Below are 22,877 nucleotides of genomic sequence, written 5' to 3'. Positions count from 1 at the left end.
TACGGGGCCGTCGGGCGCTCAGGGGCCGCCGTGCGCTCAGGAGCCGACGGCATGCCCAGGGGCCGCCGCCGTGCTCAGGGGCTGACGGCGAGGAAGAGGTACGCGGCCAGCAGGACGATGTGCACGCCGCCCTGGAGCAGCGTGGCGCGCCCCGGGACGATGGTGAGGGCGCTGACGACGACGGTCAGCGCGAGGAGCACCATGTGGACGGGTTCGAGCCCGAGCACCAGCGGACCGGAGAGCCAGATCGTGGCGAGGGCGATCGCCGGGATCGTCAGGCCGATGCTCGCGATGGCCGAGCCGTAGGCGAGGTTGAGGCTGGTCTGGACCCGGTCGCGGCGGGCCGCCCGGACGGCGGCAAGGGTCTCGGGCGCCAGCACGAGCAGGGCGATGATCACACCGACCACGGCGTAGGGCAGCCCGAGGTCCGCGACTCCGCGCTCGATGGTCGGTGAGACCGCCTTGGCGTTGCCCACGACGGCGACGAGCGCGACGAGCAGCAGCCCGAGGCCGATCAGGGCGGCGCGGACGGTGGGCGGTTCGGCGTGCTCGTCGTCTTCGCCCGCGGCCGCGGCGGCGGCCGCCTGCGCGGCCTCCTTGCGGATCCGCTTGGTGTCGACGGGCAGGAAGTAGTCGCGGTGGCGGACCGTCTGGACGGCGACGAACAGGCCGTAGAGAGCGAGCGAGGCGGTGGCGGCGAAGGCGAGCTGGGCGGTGGAGAACTCGGGGCCGGGCTTGGTGGTGGTGAAGGTGGGCAGGACGAGGCTGAGTACGGCGAGCGTGGCGACGGTGGCCAGGGCCGCGCCCGAGCCCTCGGCGTTGAAGACCGCGACGCGGTTGCGCAGGGCCCCGACGAGCAGGGACAGGCCGACGATGCCGTTGCACGTGATCATGACGGCGGCGAAGACGGTGTCCCGGGCGAGGGAGGAGGTCTTGCTCCCGCCGTCGGCCAGCAGGGTGACGATGAGGGCCACTTCGATGACGGTGACCGCGACGGCGAGCACCAGCGAGCCGAAGGGTTCGCCGACCCGGTGCGCGACGACCTCGGCGTGGTGGACCGCCGCCAGCACCGCACCGGCCAGGCAGAGCGCCACCAGGGCCACGGCGAGCGTGGGCAGGTCGCGTCCCCAGCTGAAGGCCAGCGCGACGAGCGCCACCACGGGGACCACGACGGTCCAGTCGGTCAGGGGGGATCTGTGCGTTGCCGTACTCATATCAGCCAACTTGCCAGAACTGTGCCGTCTGTGCGGAGCAACAGCCGCCTTCAGGGCTCTGACGTGGCACTTCTCACGAAACTCCGGGCGTGGCGGACAGAGCGGACGGGCCGGCCCCGCAGGGCCGGCCCGGTCCTCACATCGCGCGCTCGTGGCCCTCCCAGTACGGCTCGCGCAGCCGGCGCTTGTACAGCTTGCCGTTGGGGTCGCGGGGCATCGTCTCGATGAAGTCCACGGTCTTGGGCCTCTTGTACCCGGCCAGTTGCCGCTCGCAGTGGTTCAGGATCTCCGCGGCCAGTGCGTCGCTCGCCGCGAAGCCCTCGGCCGGTTCGATGACCGCCTTGACCTCCTCGCCCCAGGAGGGATGCGGAATGCCGAAGGCGGCGGCGTCCGCGACCGCCGGATGGGTGAGCAGCGCCGATTCGATCTCGGCCGGGTAGATGTTCACCCCGCCCGAGATGATCATGTCGATCTTCCGGTCGCGGAGGAAGAGGTAGCCCTCCTCGTCCATCAGCCCGAGGTCTCCGACGGTGAAGAAGTCGCCGATGCGGTTCTTCTTCGTCTTGCCCTCGTCCTTGTGGTAGCTGAACCCGCCGGTGCTCATCTTGATGTAGACGGTGCCGAGTTCGCCGGCGGGCAGCCGTTCGCCCTCGTCGTCGAAGATGGCGAGCTCGCTGATCGGCCACGCCTTGCCGACCGTCCCGGGCTTCTTCAGCCAGTCCTCGGCCGTCGCGAAGGCCCCGCCGCCCTCGCTCGCCGCGTAGTACTCCTCCACGCAGCGGCCCCACCAGTCGATCATCGCCCGCTTGACGTGGTCGGGGCAGGGCGCGGCGCCGTGGATGGCGTGCCGCATGGAGGAGACGTCGTACGCGTCCTTCGTCTCCTGCGGGAGGGCGAGGAGCCGGTGGAACTGGGTCGGGACCATGTGGGTGTGCGTGCAGGCGTGGCCGTCGATCAGGCGGAGCATCTCCTCGGGGGTCCACTTGTCCATCAGGACCAGCGGGTGCCCGATGTGCAGGGCCGCGGCCGCAAACTGCAGGACGGCCGTGTGGTAGAGCGGCGAGCACACGAGGTGGACGTTGTCGTCGAAGGGCCGGATGCCGAAGATGCCGAGGAAACCGCCGAGGTACGTCTCCTCCGGGAGCTTGCCCGGCAGCGGACGGCGGATGCCGCGCGGCCGGCCGGTGGTGCCGGAGGTGTAGTTCATGACCCAGCCGAGCGTGCGGTCGGCGGGGGCGGTGTCCGGCTGTCCGTCGAGCAGTTCGCCGTACGAGCGGAAGCCCGCGACCGCTCCGACCGCGTACCGGTGGCTGGCGGGCAGGCCCGCCTCGTCGGCCGCGGCGGTGGCGGCGTCGGCGAACCGTTCGTGGGCGACGAGCACCTTGGCTCCGGAGTCGGAGACGATCCAGGCGATCTCGGGGCCGACCAGGTGGTGGTTGACCGGGACCAGGTAGAACCCGGCCTGGGAGGCGGCCAGGTAGGCCGTGAGGAACTCCACGCTGTTGGGGAGGACGACGGCGAAGACGTCCCCCCGCTCCAGACCGGCGGCGCGCAGGCCGTGGACGAGCCGGTTGACGTCGGCGTGCAGCCGGGCCGCGGACCAGGTGTCGCCCTCGGGGGTGACGAGGACGGTGCGCTCGGGGTCGGCGACGGCCTGGGCCCAGAAGCCGTTGGGGGGTGTGTCGGTCATCTTGTCCACTCCTCGGAGCCTCAGGCCCGGCCGGCGATGCGGTTGATGCGGTCGATGGCGCGCTCGAAGCCGCTGGTGAGGTCGTCGAAGACGGCCTGCACGCTGCGTTCGCTGTTCATCCGGCCGACGATCTGCCCGACGGGGCTGCCGAGCAGCGGCTGGATCTCGTACTTCTGGATGCGGGACACGGCCTCCGCGACGAGGAGTCCCTGCAGGGGCATCGGCAGTGCGCCGGGTCCCTCCGGGTCGTCCCAGGCGTCGGTCCACTCGGTGCGCAGCTGCCGGGCGGGCTTGCCGGTCAGCGCGCGGGAGCGGACGGTGTCGCCGGACCCGGCGGCGAGCAGCTTCTCGGTGAGGGCGCGGGAGTGCATGTCCGCCTCGGTGGTGGTCAGCCAGAGGGATCCGAGCCAGGCGCCCTGGGCGCCGAGGGCGAGTCCGGCGGCGATCTGCTCGCCGCTGCCGATGCCGCCCGCGGCCAGGACCGGGAGCGGGGCGACGGCCTCGACCACCTCGGGCACCAGCACCATGGTGGCGATGTCCCCGGTGTGTCCGCCGGCTTCGTAGCCCTGGGCGACGACGATGTCGATGCCCGCCTCGGCGTGCCGGCGGGCGTGCTTGGCGCTGCCGGCGAGGGCGGCGACGAGTACGCCGTGGTCGTGGGCGCGTGCGATGACGTCGGCGGGCGGGGAACCCAGTGCGTTGGCCAGGAGTTTGATGGGGTAGTCGAAGGCGACGTCGAGCTGGTTGCGGGCGACCTGTTCCATCCAGCCGGTGATGCGCCAGCCGGAGGCCTCGCCCTCGGGGAGTTCGGGTACGTGGTGTTTGGCGAGGGTGTCGCGGACGTACTCCCGGTGCGCGGCCGGGATCATCGCCTCGATGTCGGCCTCGCTGACGCCGTCGACGGCCTTCTTCGCGGGCATGACCACGTCGAGCCCGTAGGGCTTGCCGTCGGTGTGCTCCTGCATCCAGTCGAGGTCGCGCTTGAGGTCGTCGGGGGCGGTGTAGCGGACCGCCCCGAGCACCCCGAACCCGCCCGCGCGGGTGATGGCAGCGGCCACGGCCGGGAAGGGCGTGAAGCCGAAGATGGCGTGCTCTATTCCCAGTTTTCTGCTCAGCTCCGTCTCCATGGGCGGCAGGATGCCGCAGCCCGGCCGCCGAGGGAAGGGGTTTTCTGATGCAGCGTCAGATTCTTTGCCGGCCGGTCGCCGCGGGGCCCGCGCCGTGAGCGGGCAGATACTCGGGAGGGCACCACGGCGGACGGGAGGACCGGTCATGAAGACACGACGGGCAGCCGGGAACGAGGGCGAGTCGAGGGACTCCGGCACCACCGGCACGAAGGGCTCCGGAACGCCGGGGCCCGGAACGTCGGAGCCCAGTACGGCCGGCACGTCCGGCTCCGGCACATCCGGCTCCGGCACGATCGGCTCCGTCACGACCGGCACGCCAGCCCCCGGCACGACGGAGCCGGACGCCGCCGGGAGCGGGCGCGGGCTCTCCCGGCGACGGCTCGGGGCGCGGCTGCTCGCGCTGGGCGGCATGCTCGTGCTCCAGGCCGCGCTGCCCGGGGCCGCAGGGGCCTCCGGGGCGCCGGCCGAGCGGCGCGCGCTCCAGGGGCTGCGGCTGCGGTACGGGTCCGCCCGCCAGGCGGGGCTGCTGGAGAAGCACCTCGAAGGGGTGGCGGACGAGGCGCGGCGCTTCCTCGGCCCCTCCCCCGAACACCCTTACTACGCCGGGGCCGTGGTCCTCGCCGGCCGGGGCCGTACCGTGGCGCTGCACCGGGCGATGGGCGACGCGGTGCGGTACGCCGACTACGACGGCCGCACCGACCGGGTCCGCGAGTTCCCGGCGGCGCAGCGGATCGCCATGGCCGAGGACACGGTCTTCGACCTGGCCTCCCTCTCGAAGCTGTTCACCTCCCTGCTGGCCGTGCAGCAGATGGAGCGCGGGCGCCTGGAACTGGAGGCGCCGGTGAACCGGTACCTGCCGGAGTTCACCGGCGGGGGCAAGGAGGCGGTGACCGTGCGCCAGCTCCTCACCCACACCTCGGGGCTGCGGTCCTGGGCCCCCTTCTACCAGGAGCCCACCCGGGCCGGGCAGTTGAGGCTGCTGTGGTCGGTGCGCCCCCAGGAGACCCCGGGTACGGTCTACCGCTACTCCGACCTGAACCTCATCGCCCTCCAGCTGCTCCTGGAACGGATCACCGGTCACACACTGGACCTCCTGCTCCAGGACGAGATCACCGCTCCGCTCGGGATGCACCGCACGCGGTACAACCCACCGCTCTCCTGGCGCCGGGTCACGGCCGCCACCGAGGTGCAGCGCCCGCCCTGGTCCGGGCTGGACCGCGGGCTCGTCTGGGGCGAGGTCCACGACGAGAACGCGTACGCGCTCGGCGGCGTCGCCGGCCACGCCGGGGTCTTCGGCACCGCCTGGGACCTGGCGATCCTCGCCCGCACCCTCCTCGACGGCGGGGTCTACGCAGGCAGGCGCATCCTGCGCCCCGCCTCCGTCGAGCTCCTCTTCACCGACTACAACACCGCCTTCCCCGGCGACGACCACGGCCTGGGCTTCGAGCTCTACCAGCACTGGTACATGGGCGCCATGGCCACCCCGCACTCCGCCGGCCACACCGGTTTCACCGGCACCTCCCTGGTGCTGGACCCCTCCACGGACTCCTTCCTGATCCTCCTGGGCAACTCCGTCCACCCCGTGCGCACCTGGCGCGCCGGCAGCGCCCCCCGCGTCGCCGTCGGCAACCGCTTCGCGCGCGCCGTCCCCGTCCGTACCAGGCACGGCGGCCCTGCCTGGTACTCCGGCATGGAAACCGGCGGCACGGGCACCCTGACCCTGCCGCCCCTCACCCCCGCCACGGGCGCCGCCCGGCTGCGCTGCGCGCTGTGGTGGGACACGGTGCCCGGCGAGGGAGCACTGCACCTGGAGGCCTCCGCCGACGGGCAGACCTGGGAGCCGCTCCCCTTCACCACCGTCCGCACCACCGGCGGAGCCGCCGAACAGTGGCCGCAGGGCTCCGTCTCCGGCTGGTCGGGCCGCATCTGGCACCGCCTGGAAGCCCCGCTCACCGCCTGGGCCGGCCGCGAGGTCCGCCTCCGCTTCCGCCACACCGCGCAGGGCCGCTACGTGGGCCGCGGCGCCTACGTCGACGTCCTGCGCGTCTCGGAACCCTCCCACCTCCTCTTCGCCGAAGACCGCCCCACGGACGCCACCCGCATCGAAGCAACGGGCTGGACCCGCTCGGCGGACTAGCCGTCCCCTCCCACCGCGGCACGCCGCGAGCGCGGCGCCGATGGCCGGGCCGTCGGGGGGCCACCCTCTCGGCGGAATGCGGCCGTGCCTCCGGTGGTTCATTCTCGTTGTTGAGGTTTGTTCAGCATTCAACGCGGAAGTGGGCAGAGCCATATGAGCGACATCGACTGGGACAACCCGATCGACCCCAAGCCGGGCTGGACCCTGGATCACGTCAAGCTCTACGTCGGTTCGGGCGGGACAGAGGGGCAGTACTGGAACAACACCCAGACCCTGCTGCTCACCACGATCGGCCGCAAGTCCGGGAAGCCGGTGCGGACCCCGCTCATCTACGGCGAGGACGACGGGCGCTTCCTCATCGTCGCCTCCAAGGGCGGCGACCCCGCGGACCCGCTGTGGTACCGGAACCTCAGCGAGCACCCCGAGGTCCGGGTGCAGGTCGGCCCCAGGGTCACGCAGGGCATCGCGCGGACGGCGACGTCCGAGGAGCGTGCCGCGTTCTGGCCGCTGATGGTGAAGCACTGGCCCTCGTACGACGAGTACCAGGCCAAGACCAGCCGGGAGATCCCGATCGTCGTGATCGACCCCGTCGGCTGACACCGGCCCCGTCGAGCGGCGGGCCGCCGGGGCGCGTCAGTGCCCCAGCACCGCCATCGCCGCGTTGTGGCCGGGGACCCCGCTGACGCCGCCGCCGCGGACCGCCCCCGCGCCGCACAGCAGTACGTTGCGGTGGGCGGTCTCCACGCCCCACCGGCCGCCGCCCGCACCGGAGTCGGAGTAGGGCCAGGACAGGTCCCGGTGGAAGATGTGGCCGCCGGGCAGGCGCAGTTCGCGCTCCAGGTCCAGCGGGGTCTTGGCCTCGATGCACGGCCGGCCGTCGGCGTCGAAGGCCAGACAGTCGGTGAGCGGTTCGGCCAGGTGGGCGTCGAGCTGGGCGAGGGTGGCCGTGAGGAGCACCTCGCGCGCCCCCTGGTTGTCGTGTCCGAACAGCCGCGCCGGGGTGTGCAGTCCGAAGAGGGTCAGGGTCTGGTAGCCCTGCTCCGCCAGCTCGGGCCCCAGGATCGTCGGGTCCATCAGCGAGTGGCAGTAGATCTCCGAGGGCGGTACGGAGGGCAGTTCGCCGGCGGCCGCCTCCGCGTGGGCCCGGGCGAGCTGCTCGTACCCCTCCGCGATGTGGAAGGTGCCGCCGAAGGCCTCGCGCGGGTCCACGGAGGTGTCCCGGAGCCGGGGCAGCCGGCTCAGCAGCATGTTGACCTTGAGCTGGGCCCCCTCGGGGGCCGGCTGCGCCGGTTCCTCCCCCAGGAGTTCGGCCAGCTCCCGCGGCGAGGCGTTGACGAGCACCACCCGGCCGGCGACCCGGCCCTCGCCGGTCGCCGTACGGAAGGTCACCTCGGCCGGGGCGGTCGTGCCGTCCGTGTCGATGCGCAGCACCTCGTGCCCGGTGGCGATCTCCGCCCCGGCCGCCAGCGCGGCCGCGGCGAGGGCGTCGGTGAGCGCGCCCATGCCGCCGACGGGGACGTCCCAGTCGCCGGTGCCGCCGCCGATGACGTGGTAGAGGAAGCAGCGGTTCTGGGCCAGGCCCGGGTCGTGGGCGTCGGCGAAGGTGCCGATCAGGGCATCGGTGAGGACCACCCCGCGCACCAAATCGTCGGCGAACTCCCGCTCGACGGCCCGGCCGATCGGCTCCTCGAACAGCATCCGCCAGGCCGCCTCGTCGTCGAGCCGTGCCCGCAGCTCCGCGCGCGTGGGCAGGGGTTCGGTCAGCGTCGGGAAGATCCGTTCGGCCGCCCGCCCGGTGGTCGCGTAGAAGGCGCGCCAGCTCTCGTACTCCCGCTCCGAGCCGGTCAGCCGTGCGAAGGACTCCCGGGTGCGCGCCTCGCCGCCGCCGACGAGCAGGCCGCCGGGGCGTCCGGCGCGCTCGACGGGGGTGTACGAGGACACCGTGCGCCTGCGCACCGCGAAGTCCAGCCCCAGCTCGCGCACGATCTTCGCCGGGAGCAGCGAGACGAGGTAGGAGTAGCGGGAGAGGCGGGCGTCGACGCCCGGGAACGGCCGGGTGGACACGGCGGCCCCGCCGGTGCGGCCGAGCCGCTCCAGGACCAGGACCGAACGGCCGGCCCGGGCCAGGTAGGCGGCGGCGACGAGGCCGTTGTGGCCCCCGCCCACGATCACCGTGTCGTACACGTCGTGCCCGAAGCCCCGCGAGGTCGTCATGGCTCTTGGTAACACACCTGGCCCAGCCGCTCCAGACAGTGCGCCTCGTCGGCGTGGGCGGCGACCGTGTCCGGATGGCCGTCGCCCAGCGACCGTTCGCGGATGCCGGAGAGGTCCCGGTAGATGGGCAGCGCCTGGTCCCAGCGGCCCAGCCGGCCGAGCCCGACGGCGAGCTCGCGGCGGCTGACCAGGGTGTCGGGGTGTTCGGCGCCGAGCGTGCGGGCCCGCGCCCCGCCCACCTCCCGGGCCTCGGCCACGGCTTCCTCCCAGCGCTCCAGGCGCCCGAGGTTCACCCCGAGGACGTGCCGGGCCCGCAGGGTCTCCGGGTCCGCGGCCCCGTAGGCGCGGGTGCGGTCGCGGACCAGGTCCCGGAACAGGTCCAGGGCCTGGGCCGAGCGCCCGGTCCGGCCCAGCGCGATCCCGGCCTCGTAGCGCGCGGCCAGGGTGTCGGGGTGGTCGCGGCCGAGCACCCGCTCCCGTACGGCGGCGATGTGCCGGAAGGCCTCCAGGGCCTCCTCCCAGCGGTCCAGGCGGCCCAGCGCGTACGCGACCTCGTACCGGGTCAGCAGCGTGTCCGCGTGCTCCGCCCCCAGGACGGCCGCCCGGTCGGCGGCCACCTCGGCGGCGGCGGCGTGGGCCTCGTCGAAACGGCCCAGCGCACCCAGCGCACAGGCCAGGTTGTGCCGGCAGCGCAGGGTGTCGGGGTGGATCCGTCCCACCGTCCGCTCCCGGGCGGCGAGCACCGCGCGGTAGCCCTCGTACGCCTCCTGGTGGCGACCGAGCAGGCCCGTCTCGTACGCCGCCTCCTGGCGCGCGGCCAGGGTGTCCGGATGGTCGGCTCCGAGCACCCGGGCGCGCCCGTCGGCGACGGCCGCGTATCCGGCGAGGGCCTCCTCGGTGCGGCCGGCCCGGCTGAGGGCGAAGGCCCGGGTGTGGCCGGCGTCGAGCGCGGCCGCGCCCCCTCGGGCATCCTCTGCGGGGCGCGGGCCCTGCGGGAGCCCGTAGGCGGCGGTGAGCCGGGGGTCCTCGGCGGGACGGGGGCGCACGACGGCCGGCGCGGGCGCGGCGGCGGAGGCCTTCGCGGCCGGGGGCACGGTGCCGGTGCCGGAGGCGGCCCCCGCGGCCGTCCGGTGCTCCCCGCTCGCGCGGGCGGCGGTCCAGGAGCCGGTGAGCACGGCCCACTCCCCGCTCGCGGGGCGCGCCTCGATGCCCGCCCGGCGTCCCGCGGTCATCCCGTCGGCCCACGCGGGCAGCGGCGGGTGCGCCCCGGTCGCCGCCCCGGGGCCGAGCCGGGCCTCGACGAGCTGCCGGTGCAGGTGGCGGGCGTCGCCCGGCCGGTCCTCCGGGCACTTGGCGAGCAGGTCGAGCACGAGCCGCTCGAAGGAAACGGGCAGTTCGGGGCGGTGCTCGCGCAGCGGCACGGGCGCGGTGTCGCGGTGGCCGACCAGCACGGACCAGGAGTCGCCGAGGTCGAAGGGCGGGGCTCCGGTGGCGATCTCGTACAGGACGCAGCCGAGGGAGTAGAGGTCGCTGCGGTGGTCCACTTCGCCGCCCGCGATCTGCTCGGGCGACATGTAGTGCGGGGTGCCCATGGCCATGCCGCCGCCGGTGAGCTTGGCGGTGAAACCGATGTCGGCGGCCAGCCGGGCGATGCCGAAGTCGCAGATCTTCACCGTGCCGTCGGTGAGCCGCATGATGTTGGCGGGCTTCAGGTCGCGGTGGACCACGCCCTGGTCGTGGGTGTAGCCGAGGGCGGCCGCCATCTGCTCGGCGATGTCGACGACCACGTCCACGGGGAGCGGGCGCGCGTCGTTGTCCTCCAGGAGCTGGCTGAGATTGCGGCCTTCGAGGAGCTCCATGACGAGGTAGAGGGGACCGCCGGCCGCGCTGTCGTCGCCGAAGTCGTGCACGACGGTGACGCCGCGGTGCTGGAGGGAGGCGGCGACGCGCGCCTCACGGCGGAACCGCTCGCGCAGCACCTGGGTGAAGTGGGTGTCCTGCTCGGGCCCGAGGGGCTTGAGGCATTTGACGGCGACCTGCCGGCCCAGCGACTCGTCGCGGGCCCGCCACACCTCGCCCATGCCGCCGCGGCCGATGAGATCGAGCGACCGGTAGCGGCCGTGGATCAGTCTGGACTCCGCCATGTCTTGAAGTCGCCCCCGTGTGTCGTGCTACGCCCTCCCCGGCCGGTCCAGTATGGCCGCTGATGTACGCAGTGTGTACGGCGCGGGGCGGCTCCCGGGGCCCATGCGGCGCATCGCTTTCAAGATGTGACCTGGAGGCAGCTGCCAGCGCAGACCTGCGGGAATGCTGCGCAGCAGGGTACCGGTGAGACGCAGGCGGCGGGTAACGCTGCGCGGGGCCGGTGCGGGGCGGCCGTACAGCTGGTGCGCCCAGCCGGGGAGCGATCCGTAGGCGAGGTCCGCGAGCGGGCGCCACACCAGGTTTCGGCCAGGGACGAGGAGGGGGTGGATGGGCGGGGCGCAGAGGAAGGCGTCGACGGCGCGGGCGTCGGGGCCGGCGGCGAGTTCGGGCCGGATCCGCTCGAAGTAGGCGGCGAGGGATGCGGTATCCCCCGGTACCCCGGACGGGTCGAGTCCGACGAGCCGGGCGTTGACCCGGTTCTCGGCCACGTAGCGGTCCGCCTGTGCGGGGGTGAGCGGGACCCCGGAGCGGCGCAGGACGTGCAGGAAGCTGTCGATCTGGGCGCAGTGGATCCAGAGCAGCAGCTCGGGTTCGTCCACGCGGAACCGGCTGCCGGTGGCCGGATCGGTCGCCGACAGCATGGTGTGGATCTTGCGGACGCGGGCACCGGCCCGCTCGGCGGCCTCCGTGGTGCCGTAGGTGACGGTGCCGACGAAGTCGGCGGTGCGCAGGAGGCGTCCCCAGGCGTCGCCCCCGCCGTTCTCCCCGCTGAAGGCGGAGCTGTTCTCCATGACGCCGCGGACCGCGCGCGGGTGCAGGGCCTGGAGGTAGAGCGCGCGGACCCCGGCGATCCACATGACCGGATCGCCGTGGCACTGCCAGGTCACGGAGCCGGGGCCGTAGAGCCCCGGGTCGGGGCGTGCGCTGTCTTCCATGTCCGGCTCCTCCCCCGTGGCCCGGCCCGGTCCACTTGTGGGCCCTTCCAGCATTCCACCGAACGCACGCCCGCACGCATGTGCGCGCCACTAGGCTTTCCGGTCGGCGGACCGCACCCGCCTCCCCTCGGGATGCGGAGGCACGGTCATGCGTAAGGGAAGCACGGGAGCCACGGAAAGCACGGGAGCCGCGGGAAGCGCGGGACGGCTCGAAGGGCAGGTCGCCGTCGTCACGGGCGGTTCGTCCGGCATCGGCCTGGCGACGGCCCGGCGCTTCGTGGCGGAAGGCGCCCGGGTCTTCGTCACCGGCAGACGGCCGGCGGAACTGGCCGCGGCGGTCCGCTCGCTCGGCCCGGGGGCCGTGGCCGTCCGCGGGGACGCCTCCGACGTGGCGGATCTGGAGCGGCTCTACGCGGCCGTCGCCGCCGCGGGCTGCGAGGCGATCGACGTGCTGGTGGTGAACGCGGGCGGCGGCCCGCCCGGCGTCCTCGCCGAGTTCACCGAGGAGCAGTTCGACGCCACCTCGGACCTCAATTTCCGGGGCGCCTTCTTCACCGTCCAACGGGCCCTGCCCCTGCTGCGCGACGGCGCCTCGGTCATCCTGCTGGGCTCGGCCGCCGGCTCCTCTGCGTCCACGCGGTACGGGGTGTACGCCGCCACGAAGGCGGCCGTACGGTCCCTCGCGCGCAGCCTGGCCCTGGAGCTCGCGGGGCGCGGGATCCGGGTCAACACCCTCAGCCCGGGCCCCATCGACACCCCGGCCCTGGCCGGCGCCCCCACCCACGTACGGGAACGGGCGACCGCCGGGGTCCCGCTCGGCCGGGCCGGACGCCCCGAGGAGGTCGCCTCGGCGGCCCTGTTCCTCGCCTCGCGGGAGAGCAGCTTCATCACCGGGATCGAACTCTTCGTGGACGGCGGGGCGGGCCAGGTCTGAGCGGAGCCCCGGCGGAGTTCAGTCGGCAGCCGGTGCCGGGGTCGGTGCCGGGGCCGGGTTCGCTGCCGCTGCCGCTGCCGCTGCCGCTGCCGCTGCCGGGGTGAATTCCACGAGCAGGGACCTCGGCCCGCGGGTGAAGACGCCCTCGGCGGCCGGGTCGTATCCCGGGGCCGGCCGCAGGCCCGGCATCGCGTCGAGGAGCTGGTCGACGGCGATCTCGACCTCGGCCTTGGCCAGCAGCGCACCGACGCAGAAGTGCCGTCCGAGCGCGAACGCCAGGTGGTCCGCGGCCGCGGAGAACGCGTTGGTGGCCGTGAGGTCGTCGCGGAAGAGGTCGAAGGCGTCCGGGTCCGCGTAGCGGCCGGGGTCGCGGTTGGCCGCGCCGATCAGGCAGGTCACGGTGGATCCGGCCGGGATGGTGCCGCCGCTCGTGGTCACGTCGACGGCGGCCTGCCGCATGATCATCTGGACCGGTGGGGTGTACCGCAGGGTCTCCGCGAAGGCGCGGTCGACGAGTCCGCGGTCGCGCCGTACGGCGGCGAGCTGCTCGGGGTTGGCCAGCAGGTTCGCGAAGAGGCCCGCGACGGCCTTGTCCGTGGTCTCGGCGCCGGCCGTGAGGAGGAGGCTGCAGAACGCCTTGATGTCCTCGTCGCTCATGCTGACCCCGTCGACCTCGGCGGTGCAGAGCGCCGACAGCAGGTCGTCCCCGAGGTTCTCCCGCCGGTTCCGGATGACCGGCAGCATGTAGGCGGCGAACTCGGCCTGGGCGCGCGCTCCTTCGGCCGCCCGTTCCGGGTCCCCGGACAGATTGCCGGTGAACGCCACGAAGGCCCGGTACCAGCCGCCGAGGGCCTGCTGACCGGACCGGTCCAGTCCGAACATGTCGGCGATCACCGAGATGGGGAACAGGGAGGCGAATCCGCTCACCAGGTCGACGGACCCCAAGTCGCCGAAAGATGAGATCAGTTCGCGGGCGTTGCGTTCGATGACCGGAACGACCTGGTCCCGGAGCGCGTTGCCGCGGAAGGCCGGGGCGACCAGGGCACGGCGCGCCGCGTGTTCGCGGCCGCTCATCTGGATCAGGGTCCTGCCGTGCACGGGCTCGGTCTGCCACGCGTAGTTGTCCGTGGTGAAGAGCCCCTCCTTGTCCTTGAAGGCCCGCGAGACGTCCTCGTACCGCGAGAGGAGCCAACTCTGCGTCCCCTCGTGCCAGAAGAGCGGCGCCTCCTCCCGCAGGGCCCGGTAGACCGGATAGGGATTCTCGGCGAACTCCTGCGAGAGGATGTCCGGGATCTCGTGCGCGGCGGTCATGGTGTTCCCCCATCGACTCGGCCTGGCGGCCGTCCTGAGGTGCCACGGCCCCCGTCGGTGCGGGGAACCGGTCGTGCTGCCACAACGCTCTGTGCGTACGCCGACGCTCTGTGCGTACGCCTCCAGGAAACCGCAGACCGCCCACCGCCGCCAGGCCTCGAAGTGCCGTGAGCCGGGGCGGACTCGGCCGCCCCGGCTCACGTTCACCCGCCCGGTCGCTCGAAGCGGCGCACGAAGCGGGCGCGGCAGCCGCGACACTCCTCGGTCACCACGTCCACCGTGCCGGTGGAACAGTCGTCCGCGCGCACACGGTCACTGATCCACGGGCCCCGCGCCCCGCATTCGGGGCACACGGGTGCGGACCGGTCCGCCCGGCTCACCGCGGCCTCCCGGCTCACCGCCTCCCGCCCGCGCCCGCACCCGTACCGGCGCCCAGACCCGCGAGCCCCGCCAGGGCCGGCAGCACCAGCCACAGCTGCTCCTGCGCGACCGGCGAGGTCACCAGGACGACACCCAGTACCAGAACGGCCAGGAAGGCCACGCTCAGGCGCCTCAGATCGATCTTCAGTTCCATCAGCACGTCCGTCTCCTCTGCTCCGCGTCTGCCGACTCCACGGCCTGTTGCGAGTGTGCGAGCGGCTCCGGACCACCGGCAATGGCCGCGGGCTTTCACCGACAAACCGCGCCAATGCCACCAGCCGACTGGTGAACTTCCGCGACAGCGACGGACAATGACGGTCCCTCAGCAACGTTTCGCGTCACCCTCGGGAGTTGACACATGACCGGCCGGCCGAAACACCCGGAACAGCTCGCCTTCGCCGCCGAACTGCGCGAGCTGCGCCGCTCCGCTCCGAGGAAGCCCACGGAGGAGGCGCTGGCCCGCGCGGTGGGGTGCGCCCGGAGCACGGTGTCGGCCTTCCTCAACGGCCACCGCTTCCCGTCGTGGGAGCACGCCTCGGGGCTGGTCAGGGCGTGCGGCGGCGACCCGGACGGCTGGCACGAGCGCTGGCTGCGGGCCTCGCGCGCGATCGAGGAGCGCAAGAAGGACCCGGTCGCGGAGCCGGACCGGGACCCGGAGGTCTCGCCCCTGGCCCCGGACGCGGTCGGAGGCGCCCTGCTGGCCGCGCACTGGTACCGGGACAACCGGGAGTTCTACGAGGCGGCGCGCGCCTGCGTGCTCAAGGCCCGCTCCGAGATCCGGGTGACGTACACGCGCCGCTATCCGCCCAGCCAGTACACGACCCCGGCCTCGGCGGCGTACTTCCGGGCCGTCCTCGACTGGGCGGAGGCCAGCAGCGAGGACGAGCGGAGCGTACGGCGGATCATCGGCATGCCGGAGCACGAGGGGATCCCTGACCCGGACATGCTGGCCTGGGCCCGCGGGCACCACGAGGACAGCCGGCACATCCTCAACTACGAGGCGAACGTGCTGCGCTGGCCGGCCGCCGCCGACGGCCTGAACATGGCGCTCATCGACGACAACGTCGTCTTCCTGGCCTTCTCCGGCGGCCCGCGCCAGCGCCTGAACGGCTTCCGGGTGGAGGATCCCGTCTTCATGAACTACTTCTCGGCCTACTTCGACCAGCTCTGGGCCGCCCTCCCCCCGCTCTCCGCCTACCTCGCCGACGGCCGGGACTGATGCCCGCGGCCGGGACCGGCGCCGGTCACAGCACGGCCGTGGCCGACCAGGCGGTCACGACCGCCGCGAGGAAGAGCCCGGCGTTGAGGGCGATCTGCCGGTCCCCGCGGCGCAGGTGGACCACGGTCGCGCCGATCTGCAGGACGGCGAACCCGATCGCCGCGGCCAGGGCGAGCCAGGGCGCGATGCCTGTCAGCGGCGGCAGGACGAGCCCGACCGCCCCGAGCACTTCGACCGCCCCGATGGCCCGGACGGCCGCCATCGGCGTGCTGTCCACCCAGGCCATCATCGGCAGGAGCTGCTCACGGCTGCGGACGACCTTGACCCCGCCCCCGTAGAGGTAGAAGAGGGAGAGCAGGCCGGCGAGGATCCAGTACGCGTTGGTCATGCGTCGAGTCCACAGCCGGGGACCCCCCGCCGTCCAAGACCCGTTCCGTGCGCTCGATACCCCACGGGTATCGTGAGGCCATGGACCTACGCACGCTGCGCTATTTCGTGGCGGTCGCCGAGGAGCTCCACTTCGGCCGGGCCGCCGCCCGGCTGCACATGAGCCAGCCGCCGCTGAGCCGGGCGATCAAGCACCTGGAGACCGATTTCGGGGCCGTGCTGTTCGACCGGTCCTCCGCCGGGGTCGCACTGACCCCCGCGGGGGCGGTGCTGCTCGACGAGGCCCGCGCCCTGCTCGGCCGGGCCGACCGGGTGCGCGAGCGCGTGGCCGCGGCGGCCGGCGCCGCGGTGCTGACCGTCGGCGTACTGGGCGACGGCACGGACCCGGCCGCGGCGCGGCTGGCCGTCGACTACCGGCGGCTGCACCCGCGCGTCGAGGTGCGCGTCCGCGAGACCGGCCTGACCGATCCCACCTGCGGGCTGCACGCCGGGCGGGTGGACGTGGCCCTGACCCGCGCGCCGTTCGACGAGACCGGCCTGTCCGTGCACGTGGTGCGCGCCGACCCGGTGGGGGCGCTGCTGCGCACCGATGACCCGCTGGCCGGGCGCGCCAGCCTGACCCGGGCGGACCTGGCCGACCGCCGCTGGTTCCGGTTCCCGGAGGGGACCGATCCGCTCTGGCAGAGGTACTGGAACGGCGGCGAGCCCCGCGAGGGGCCGGTGGTGCGCGCCGTCCAGGAATGCCGGCAGGCGGTTCTCTGGAACGGCACGGTCGGCGTGACGATCCTGGCCCACCGGCCCGGAGAGGGCCTCACCGTGGTGCCGCTGAGCGACATGCCGCCGAGCCGGGTCGTGGTGGCATGGAGGGAGGGCGACGCGAACCCCCTGATCCGCTCGTTCGCCCGGACCGCCGCCACCGCGTACCGCGACTGAGCGGCGCCCTACCCTCGCCCCGGCTGCGGCGCCCTCTCGCCGCAGCCCTTCTCAGCCCTTCTCGGCCCTTCTCGGCCCTTCTCAGCGCCGGACCCTCGGCATGCCCAGGCCGATCCACGAGATGATCTCGCGCTGGATCTCGTTGTTGCCGCCGCCGAAGGTGAAGATGACCGCACTGCGGTAGCCGCGTTCCAGTTCGCCGTGCAGGACCGCGCCCGCGGAGCCGTCCTTGAGGGAGCCGGCCGCGCCGACCACCTCCATCAGCCAGGCGTACGCGTCCCTGCGCGCCTCGGAGCCGTAGACCTTGACGGCGGAGGCGTCCTGCGGGGTGAGGTTGCCGTCCTGGACGGCGTTGACCATCTGCCAGTTCAGCAGCTTCATCGCGTCGAGGCGGGCGTGGGTGCGCGCGAGGCGGCCGCGGACCCAGGAGAGGTCGATGACCCGGCGGCCGTCGGCGAGCTTGGTCTCGGCGGCCCAGCGCTGGACGTCGTGCAGGGCGCGGATGGCCATGGTGCCGTGGGCGGCGAGGGTGACGCGCTCGTGGTTGAGCTGGTTGGTGATCAGCCGCCAGCCCTTGTTCTCCTGCCCCACGCGGCGGTTCGCCGGCACGCGGATGTTCTCGTAGTAGCTGGCGGTGGTGTCGTGCGAGGCCAGGGTGTTGATGAGGGTGCAGGAGTAGCCGGGGTCGGAGGTCGGCACGAGGAGCATGGTGATGCCCTTGTGCGCGGGGGCGTCCGGGTCGGTGCGGACGGCGAGCCAGACCCAGTCGGCGGTGTCGCCGTTGGTGGTCCAGATCTTCTGCCCGTCGACCACGTAGGTGCCGGTCTCCTCGTCGCCCTCGCGGACCGCCTTGCACTTGAGGGCGGCGAGGTCGGTGCCGGCGTCGGGCTCGCTGTAGCCGATGGCGAAGTCGATCTCCCCTGCGAGGATCTTCGGCAGGAAGTACGCCTTCTGCTCGTCGGTGCCGAACTGCATGATCGTCGGGCCGACGGTGTTGAGGGCCATCAGCGGCAGCGGCACGACGGCCTGCGCGGCCTCGTCGAAGAAGATGAACTGGTCCATGGGCGACATCCCGCGCCCGCCGTACTCCTCGGGCCAGCCGACGCCGAGCCAGCCGTCGGCCCCGAGCCGTCGGATGGTCTCCCGGTAGAAGCGCTTCTGCTCGGCCGGGTCCTCGTACCGGGCGTAGACGTCCGCGGGGACCAGCTCGGCGAAGTAGGCGCGCAGCTCGGTGCGCAACCGCTGCTGCTCAGGCGTGTATTCGAGGTGCACGGCCCCTCCGGGTCTCTCGTGGCTCAGGTCGCGCGGCCGTCGGCCGCCGCCGCTGCGGGGGCAGACTAGAACCTGTTCCAGCAATCCGGAAGGGTCAGCGGGCGATCACCCCGATTCCGTCCCGGCCGGGCCGGATCAGGACCTTGATGTGTTCCTCGGGACGCCGCAGGGCCGCGAAGGCCTCGTCCAGCCCGCCGAAGCCCGCTTCTCCCGTGACCAGGGACGCGGGATCGATGCGGCCGTCGGCGAGGCGGGCGAGGGTGGCCCCGAACTCCTCGGGCGGGTAGGCCAGGCACATGCGGACCGTGACGTCCTTGTAGATGCCGACCACCGGCCGGATCACGTCCTCGGTCATCACCGCGCCGATCTGCAGGATCTCGGTGCCGCGCGGGACGGTGTGCAGGAGCCGGTTCAGCATGCCGGGCACGCCCACGCAGTTGACGACCACGGTGGGGCGCGGGCGGGCCCCCGCCAGTTCCGCGCACAGGCGTACGGGGTCCTGCGCGGCCGGGTCCACCACCGCGTGCGCGCCGAGCCGGGCGGCGGCAGCCCGCCGCAGCGGTGAGGGGTCGCAGGCCACCACCGGTCCGGCGCCGCGCTCGGTCAGCGCGGCGACGGCCCCGAGCCCGACGGGGCCGCAGCCGACGACCACGGCCGGGGTGTCCTTCCCGGCCGCGCTCCGGGCGATGTTGCCGAAACCCACGGCCAGCGGCTCGGTGAGGGCGGCGAGAGCGAGGTCCAGGGACGGCGGGACGGGCAGCAGCGCCTGCGCCTGTACGACGATCCGTTCGCCGAATCCGCCGGGGAAGGCATTGCTGTAGCCCACGGTGCGCACGATCCCGCCCGGGTCGACCGCCCAGGGCAGGCCGACGACCCCGGTGCCCGGTTCGGGACCGGTCGCGCCGGGCCCGTAGGAGAGGACCCGGCCGGAGAACTCGTGGCCCATCACCAGCGGCCGGTCCGGGTCGAAGAGGAAGCTCGTGGTGCCGCTGTCCCGGGAGGCCCGGAGGAACTCCTCGGTGTGCGCGACCGCGCTCAGGTCGGAGCCGCAGATCCCGCAGGCGGCGGTTTCCACGAGCGCCTGCCCGGGGCCGGGCACCGGATCCGGGTGCTCCCGTACCCGGAAGCGCCCGTCTTCGAGCACGGCGGCCCTCAACGGACCTCCCCCTTGCGGGCGATGGCCTCCGCCGTGGACCGGCGCATGGCCCCGATGAACCGTTCGCTGTTGCGCCCGGCCCACTCCAGGCTGGCGCGGCGCGCCTCGGTGTGGCCGGTGAGCCGGGGGACGACCCGCTCGGCGAAGAGCTCCAGGCTGCGCAGGGCGGCCGCGGGCTCGGCGAGGTCCAGCCGGAGGATGAGGAAGGTCCCGAACCCGCCCGTCCTGTCCGCGAGTCGGCTGATCCGCTGCACGGCGTCCTCGGGGGTCCCGATGACGGCCCGGCCGAAGGTGGGCAGCCCTTCGGTGGTCCAGCGCTCGACGGCGCCGGCCGCGGTGGCGCAGCCGTCCAGCCGGCTGCCGCTCAGCTTCTCGATGTAGTGCACGAGGTCCGGGGTGCCGTACTCGGCTTCGCGCAGGGCCTGTTCGCGGGTCTCGGCCAGGTGCACCGGGGTGACCAGCCGCCAGGTCGAGCGGTCGGCGGTGCGGCCGGCTTCGCCGCAGGCCCGCTCGTGGGCGGCCCAGTTGGCGTCGAGCGCCGCGTAGCCTGCGGGGTCGGCCGCGGCGAGCGAGAGCATCCCGACTCCGTGGCGCCCCGCGAGCACCGCCCCGGTCGGCGATACGGCGGAGGCGACGGCGACCTCCAGTTCCCGGCCCCGGTAGGGCCCGAGCTGGAGCCGGGCCTCCTCCAGGGCGAACCAGTCGGTGGCGGCCGTGACCGTCTCCCCGCGCAGCAGCCGCACGATCGCGTTGAGCGAATCGGCCGTCATGGCGCGGGAGCGGAGCGGATCGACGCCCGTCATGAAGGCGTCCGAGGGCAGTTGCCCCGGTCCGACCCCGAGCATGGCGCGCCCCCGGGACTGCTGGTCGAGCTGGCAGATCCGGTCGGCGAGGATCAGGGGCTGGTGGTAGGGAAGGGAGTTGACCCCGGTTCCCAGCATGATCCGGCCGGTGCGTTCGGCGGCCGCGGCGAGGAACACCTCGGGCGAGGCGATGATCTCGTAGCCCGCGGAATGGTGTTCGCCGGCCCACAGCTCCTCGTAGCCGAGCCGGTCCAGGTCGGCGGCGAGGTCGAGGTCCCGGCGCAGCTGGAGGGCGGGATCGCCGTCGGGCCGGTGATAGGGGGCGAGGAACACCCCGAAGCGGTTCGGGAGATACGACTGCGGCATGTGCGGTGGCCTTTCCTCGGCGGCGCCTGCTCTGCTCGGCAACCGACGAAACACCGCCCGGGCCGCGGCTTCAATGCCGCCGCGGCCGTCCTCCCACTGAGCGGGAGGATTCCCGCGGGCCCCTGCCGCTCAGGCCCCGGCGGCTCAGGCCTGAGCCGCCCGGGTCGAGCCGCTCGGGCCGAGCCGCTCAGGTGTAGAGGAAGACGTAGTCGAAGTACACGAGGTCGCGGATGCCGTCGAAGCGGAAGGTGCCCGACGGGATCACGGACAGGCCTTCCTCCAGGGCGACCTTGTCGTACGTCTCGCTCTGCTTCCAGGCCGCGCTGGAGGGAACGTACGGTTTCAGCGGGACGGGCAGCCCGGCCAGGGAGCTGACCTCGAAGTGGTGGGCGGGATCGCGCATGATGCGGTTCGCCGTGCCCTGCTGGAGGTGGGCGACGCCGACGAGGCGCATCCGGGAATCCGGGCTCGGGACCGACCGGTCGTCGGCGGTCTCGGACAGCGGCGCGCCGTTGGAATAGCCGAGCCAGTGCGCGCCGGACACGTCGCCCAGCGCCGTCCAGAACCGCCGGTTCAGCGGACCGAGGTCGGTGCGGACCTTCTCTCCGCTCTCCGCCTCGGGCCACACCGCATAGCCGAGCCCCGCTGCGCCGAGCAGCAGCGGGGCCCCCAGTCCCAGAAGAAGCCGCCGTCTGCTGCTGAGGCCCCGCCGTGCGTCCACTCAGTCCCCCCGATACCCGTTCCGGTCAGTTCAGGGCGCTGATCATAGCGGCGGCCGTCGCCGTCATCGCCTCCCTTGCAGCGGTCAAATACGGGCGCGGATCGGCGGTGGTCAGATGGGTGCGGATGGCCTCGGTCATCGCCACGTTCAGTGCGGTTCCGATGTTGACCTTGCGGATGCCGCCGGCGACGGCCGCGGCCAGTTCCGCGTCCGGCAGACCGGAGGATCCGTGGAGCACCAGCGGCACGTCGACCGTCTTGGCGAGGCGGCCGAGCAGCACGTGGTCCAGGGCTGCGGTCCGGCTGGTCATGGCGTGGCTGCTGCCGATGGCGACGGCCAGCGCGTCCACTCCGGAGTCGGCGACGAACCGCCGTGCCTCGTCGGGATCGGTACGGGCGCCGGGTGCGTGCGGGTCCAGCGGCGCGGCCCCGTTCTTCCCGCCGACCTCGCCCAGTTCGGCTTCGATCCAGAGGCCGTTGACGTGTGCCCAGTCGGCGGCGGAGCGGGTGGCCTCGAGGTTCTCGGCGTAGGAGAGGTGCGCGGCGTCGTACATGACCGAGCTGAATCCGGCGTCCACGGCCTGCCGCAGCAGTTCGGAGCTCTTGACGTGGTCCAGGTGCAGCCCGACCGGGACCCCGGCCGCTTCGGCGACGGCCACGGCCGCGCGGCTGATCGGCAGCAGCGCCCCGCCGCGGAACTTGACGGCGTTCTCGCTGAGCTGGAGCACCACGGGGAGTCCGGCCGCCTCGGCGCCCGCGACGACCGCTTCGGCGTGCTCCAGCGTGATGATGTTGAAGGCGGCGACGGCGCGGCCCTGGACGGCGGCTTCCAGGACGAGCCGGCCGGCGGGGACGAGGCTCATCGGACCGCCTCTTCGCCCGTGGTGAGGATGACGGACCGGGTCAGGTTGCGCGGCGCGTCCGGGTCCAGCCCCTGGTGGGCGGCGACGGCGATGGCCAGGCGGTGGACGCGGACCAGCTCGGCGAGCGGGTCCAGGTGCCCGGCCACCCACTGGGCGCCGGTCCCCCGGACCTGTTCGGCGAGCCCTTCGGGGGCGTCGCCGAGCGACCAGGTGGCGGTGCCGGGCGCGGAGACGCTGATGGGGCCGTGCCGGTACTCCATGGCCGGGTAGGACTCGGCCCAGGCCAGGGCGGCCTCGCGCATCTTCAGGGCGGCCTCGTTGGCCAGTCCCACGCTCCAGCCACGCCCGAGGAAGGTGAACTGTCCCCGGGTCTCCAGCTCCGCGGGAAGCGGGTCGGCGAGTGCGGCGCGCCCGTCGGCCACGACGGACGGGCTGTGCAGGCCGACGTGGGCGCGCAGCAGGGTGAGGGCGGTGGTGGCGAAGCGGGTCTGCACGACGGACTGCTCGTCGGCGAAGTCGAGGACGACGAGCGCGTCGGCGAGGGTGATGACGGGGGTGTCGGGGTCCCCGATGACGGCGGTGGTGGGCACGCTCGCGTCCCGCAGGCCGGCCAGCAGGTCGAGGACCTCGGTGGTGGTCCCGGACCGGGTCAGCGCGACGACCCGGTCGTAGCGGCGGTGGCGGGGGAACTCCGAGGCGGGGAAGGCGTCGGTCTCGCCCTGCCCCGCTTCCTCGCGCAACACGGCGGCGGCCTGGGCCATGTAGTACGAGGTCCCGCAGCCGACGATCGCGGTACGCTCCCCCGGCCGCGGCAGTACCGCCCGGTGTTCCGGGGCCAGTTCGGCGGCCCGCTCCCAGCATGCGGGCTGCGTGCCCAACTCGTACGCGACATGGCTCATGGCGGCTCCCTAGCGCGGTGCGTGCTCACTGAATGCGTGTTCCTGCAAGATACTGGTGACTTTCACGCAACTTCAAGCATCTCCGGGATGATCCCCTGCGTTAATCTCAAGGCGTAGGCCGACAGGGAGCAC

19 protein-coding genes and 1 pseudogene are annotated in these 22,877 nt (G+C 73.4%); 5 read left to right on the top strand and 15 right to left on the bottom strand.

Features of this window, described 5'->3' with window-relative positions; translation table 11 throughout:
• Positions 1 to 74: 74 nt before the first annotated feature.
• The 3 genes from ACIA8F_RS33895 to ACIA8F_RS33885 all read right to left on the bottom strand — a co-directional run bounded on the left by ACIA8F_RS33895 (position 75) and on the right by ACIA8F_RS33885 (position 4,031).
• Positions 75 to 1,214 carry a calcium:proton antiporter gene (locus ACIA8F_RS33895; RefSeq protein WP_399384636.1) on the bottom strand — a complete coding sequence of 380 codons (1,140 nt, stop codon included), beginning with the start codon at positions 1,212 to 1,214 and terminating at the stop codon, positions 75 to 77.
• Positions 1,215 to 1,350: 136 nt separating this feature from the next.
• Positions 1,351 to 2,904 (bottom strand): acyl-CoA synthetase, encoded by a 1,554-nt coding sequence (locus ACIA8F_RS33890; RefSeq protein WP_399384635.1) that lies wholly within the window; start codon positions 2,902 to 2,904, stop codon positions 1,351 to 1,353.
• A 20-nt stretch (positions 2,905 to 2,924) separates the two neighbouring features.
• Positions 2,925 to 4,031, bottom strand: coding sequence for an NAD(P)H-dependent flavin oxidoreductase (locus tag ACIA8F_RS33885; RefSeq protein WP_399384634.1), 1,107 nt, complete (start codon positions 4,029 to 4,031; stop codon positions 2,925 to 2,927).
• Between the two features lie 145 nt (positions 4,032 to 4,176).
• On the opposite strand from ACIA8F_RS33885, the gene ACIA8F_RS33880 reads away from it, so the two are divergent.
• Both ACIA8F_RS33880 and ACIA8F_RS33875 read left to right on the top strand, forming a co-directional pair.
• A complete protein-coding gene (locus ACIA8F_RS33880; RefSeq protein ID WP_399384632.1) occupies positions 4,177 to 6,168 on the top strand; it encodes a serine hydrolase in 1,992 nt (663 codons plus the stop codon).
• Positions 6,169 to 6,321: 153 nt separating this feature from the next.
• Positions 6,322 to 6,765, top strand: a complete 444-nt coding sequence (locus ACIA8F_RS33875; protein ID WP_399384630.1) for a nitroreductase family deazaflavin-dependent oxidoreductase — start codon at positions 6,322 to 6,324, stop codon at positions 6,763 to 6,765.
• 36 nt (positions 6,766 to 6,801) lie between these two features.
• Here the strand turns inward: ACIA8F_RS33875 and ACIA8F_RS33870 are convergent, their stop codons facing one another.
• The 3 genes and pseudogenes from ACIA8F_RS33870 to ACIA8F_RS33860 form a co-directional block, all read right to left on the bottom strand.
• On the bottom strand, positions 6,802 to 8,382 hold the full coding sequence (locus tag ACIA8F_RS33870; RefSeq protein WP_399384628.1) for a phytoene desaturase family protein: 1,581 nt from the start codon (positions 8,380 to 8,382) through the stop codon (positions 6,802 to 6,804).
• The gene (locus ACIA8F_RS33865) at positions 8,379 to 10,526 is read right to left on the bottom strand and encodes a tetratricopeptide repeat protein (protein ID WP_399384627.1); all 2,148 of its coding nucleotides are present in this window, start codon (positions 10,524 to 10,526) and stop codon (positions 8,379 to 8,381) included. Before ACIA8F_RS33865 ends, ACIA8F_RS33870 begins: the two co-directional genes overlap by 4 nt.
• A pseudogene (locus ACIA8F_RS33860) lies at positions 10,508 to 11,462 on the bottom strand (oxygenase MpaB family protein). Before ACIA8F_RS33860 ends, ACIA8F_RS33865 begins: the two are co-directional and overlap by 19 nt.
• Before the next feature lie 148 nt (positions 11,463 to 11,610).
• Here ACIA8F_RS33860 and ACIA8F_RS33855 point away from each other — a divergent pair.
• The gene (locus ACIA8F_RS33855) at positions 11,611 to 12,396 is read left to right on the top strand and encodes an SDR family oxidoreductase (protein WP_399384625.1); all 786 of its coding nucleotides are present in this window, start codon (positions 11,611 to 11,613) and stop codon (positions 12,394 to 12,396) included.
• An 18-nt stretch (positions 12,397 to 12,414) separates the two neighbouring features.
• Here ACIA8F_RS33855 and ACIA8F_RS33850 read toward each other — a convergent pair whose 3' ends face one another.
• Both ACIA8F_RS33850 and ACIA8F_RS33845 read right to left on the bottom strand, forming a co-directional pair.
• A complete protein-coding gene (locus ACIA8F_RS33850; protein WP_399384624.1) occupies positions 12,415 to 13,707 on the bottom strand; it encodes a cytochrome P450 in 1,293 nt (430 codons plus the stop codon).
• A gap of 394 nt (positions 13,708 to 14,101) precedes the next feature.
• Positions 14,102 to 14,287 (bottom strand): hypothetical protein, encoded by a 186-nt coding sequence (locus ACIA8F_RS33845; RefSeq protein WP_399384623.1) that lies wholly within the window; start codon positions 14,285 to 14,287, stop codon positions 14,102 to 14,104.
• Between the two features lie 198 nt (positions 14,288 to 14,485).
• On the opposite strand from ACIA8F_RS33845, the gene ACIA8F_RS33840 reads away from it, so the two are divergent.
• Positions 14,486 to 15,346, top strand: a complete 861-nt coding sequence (locus ACIA8F_RS33840) for a helix-turn-helix domain-containing protein (protein WP_399384621.1) — start codon at positions 14,486 to 14,488, stop codon at positions 15,344 to 15,346.
• 25 nt (positions 15,347 to 15,371) lie between these two features.
• On the opposite strand, the gene ACIA8F_RS33835 is transcribed toward ACIA8F_RS33840, so the two are convergent.
• Positions 15,372 to 15,734, bottom strand: coding sequence for a DoxX family protein (locus tag ACIA8F_RS33835; protein WP_399384618.1), 363 nt, complete (start codon positions 15,732 to 15,734; stop codon positions 15,372 to 15,374).
• Between the two features lie 80 nt (positions 15,735 to 15,814).
• Here ACIA8F_RS33835 and ACIA8F_RS33830 point away from each other — a divergent pair, with 80 nt between their 5' ends.
• On the top strand, positions 15,815 to 16,666 hold the full coding sequence (locus ACIA8F_RS33830; RefSeq protein ID WP_399384615.1) for a LysR family transcriptional regulator: 852 nt from the start codon (positions 15,815 to 15,817) through the stop codon (positions 16,664 to 16,666).
• 81 nt (positions 16,667 to 16,747) lie between these two features.
• On the opposite strand, the gene ACIA8F_RS33825 is transcribed toward ACIA8F_RS33830, so the two are convergent.
• The 6 genes from ACIA8F_RS33825 to ACIA8F_RS33800 form a co-directional block, all read right to left on the bottom strand.
• Positions 16,748 to 17,938 (bottom strand): acyl-CoA dehydrogenase family protein, encoded by a 1,191-nt coding sequence (locus ACIA8F_RS33825; protein ID WP_399384612.1) that lies wholly within the window; start codon positions 17,936 to 17,938, stop codon positions 16,748 to 16,750.
• Positions 17,939 to 18,032: 94 nt separating this feature from the next.
• Positions 18,033 to 19,094 (bottom strand): zinc-binding dehydrogenase, encoded by a 1,062-nt coding sequence (locus ACIA8F_RS33820; protein ID WP_399384609.1) that lies wholly within the window; start codon positions 19,092 to 19,094, stop codon positions 18,033 to 18,035.
• Complete coding sequence (locus tag ACIA8F_RS33815) at positions 19,091 to 20,263, bottom strand: LLM class flavin-dependent oxidoreductase (protein WP_399384607.1); 1,173 nt, start codon at positions 20,261 to 20,263, stop codon at positions 19,091 to 19,093. Before ACIA8F_RS33815 ends, ACIA8F_RS33820 begins: the two co-directional genes overlap by 4 nt.
• A gap of 187 nt (positions 20,264 to 20,450) precedes the next feature.
• Entirely contained in the window at positions 20,451 to 20,984 is a 534-nt protein-coding gene (locus ACIA8F_RS33810; RefSeq protein WP_399384604.1) for a hypothetical protein, read from the bottom strand.
• Between the two features lie 25 nt (positions 20,985 to 21,009).
• Entirely contained in the window at positions 21,010 to 21,846 is an 837-nt protein-coding gene (locus ACIA8F_RS33805) for a ketose-bisphosphate aldolase (RefSeq protein ID WP_399384602.1), read from the bottom strand.
• Positions 21,843 to 22,745 (bottom strand): SIS domain-containing protein, encoded by a 903-nt coding sequence (locus ACIA8F_RS33800; protein ID WP_399384599.1) that lies wholly within the window; start codon positions 22,743 to 22,745, stop codon positions 21,843 to 21,845. The genes ACIA8F_RS33805 and ACIA8F_RS33800 overlap by 4 nt, the downstream gene beginning before the upstream one ends.
• Positions 22,746 to 22,877 lie beyond the last annotated feature (132 nt).

It is taken from the genome of Streptomyces sp. NPDC051563, assembly GCF_044454225.1.
GTDB lineage: Bacteria > Actinomycetota > Actinomycetes > Streptomycetales > Streptomycetaceae > Streptomyces.
This window is presented reverse-complemented; position numbering and strand designations above follow the sequence as displayed.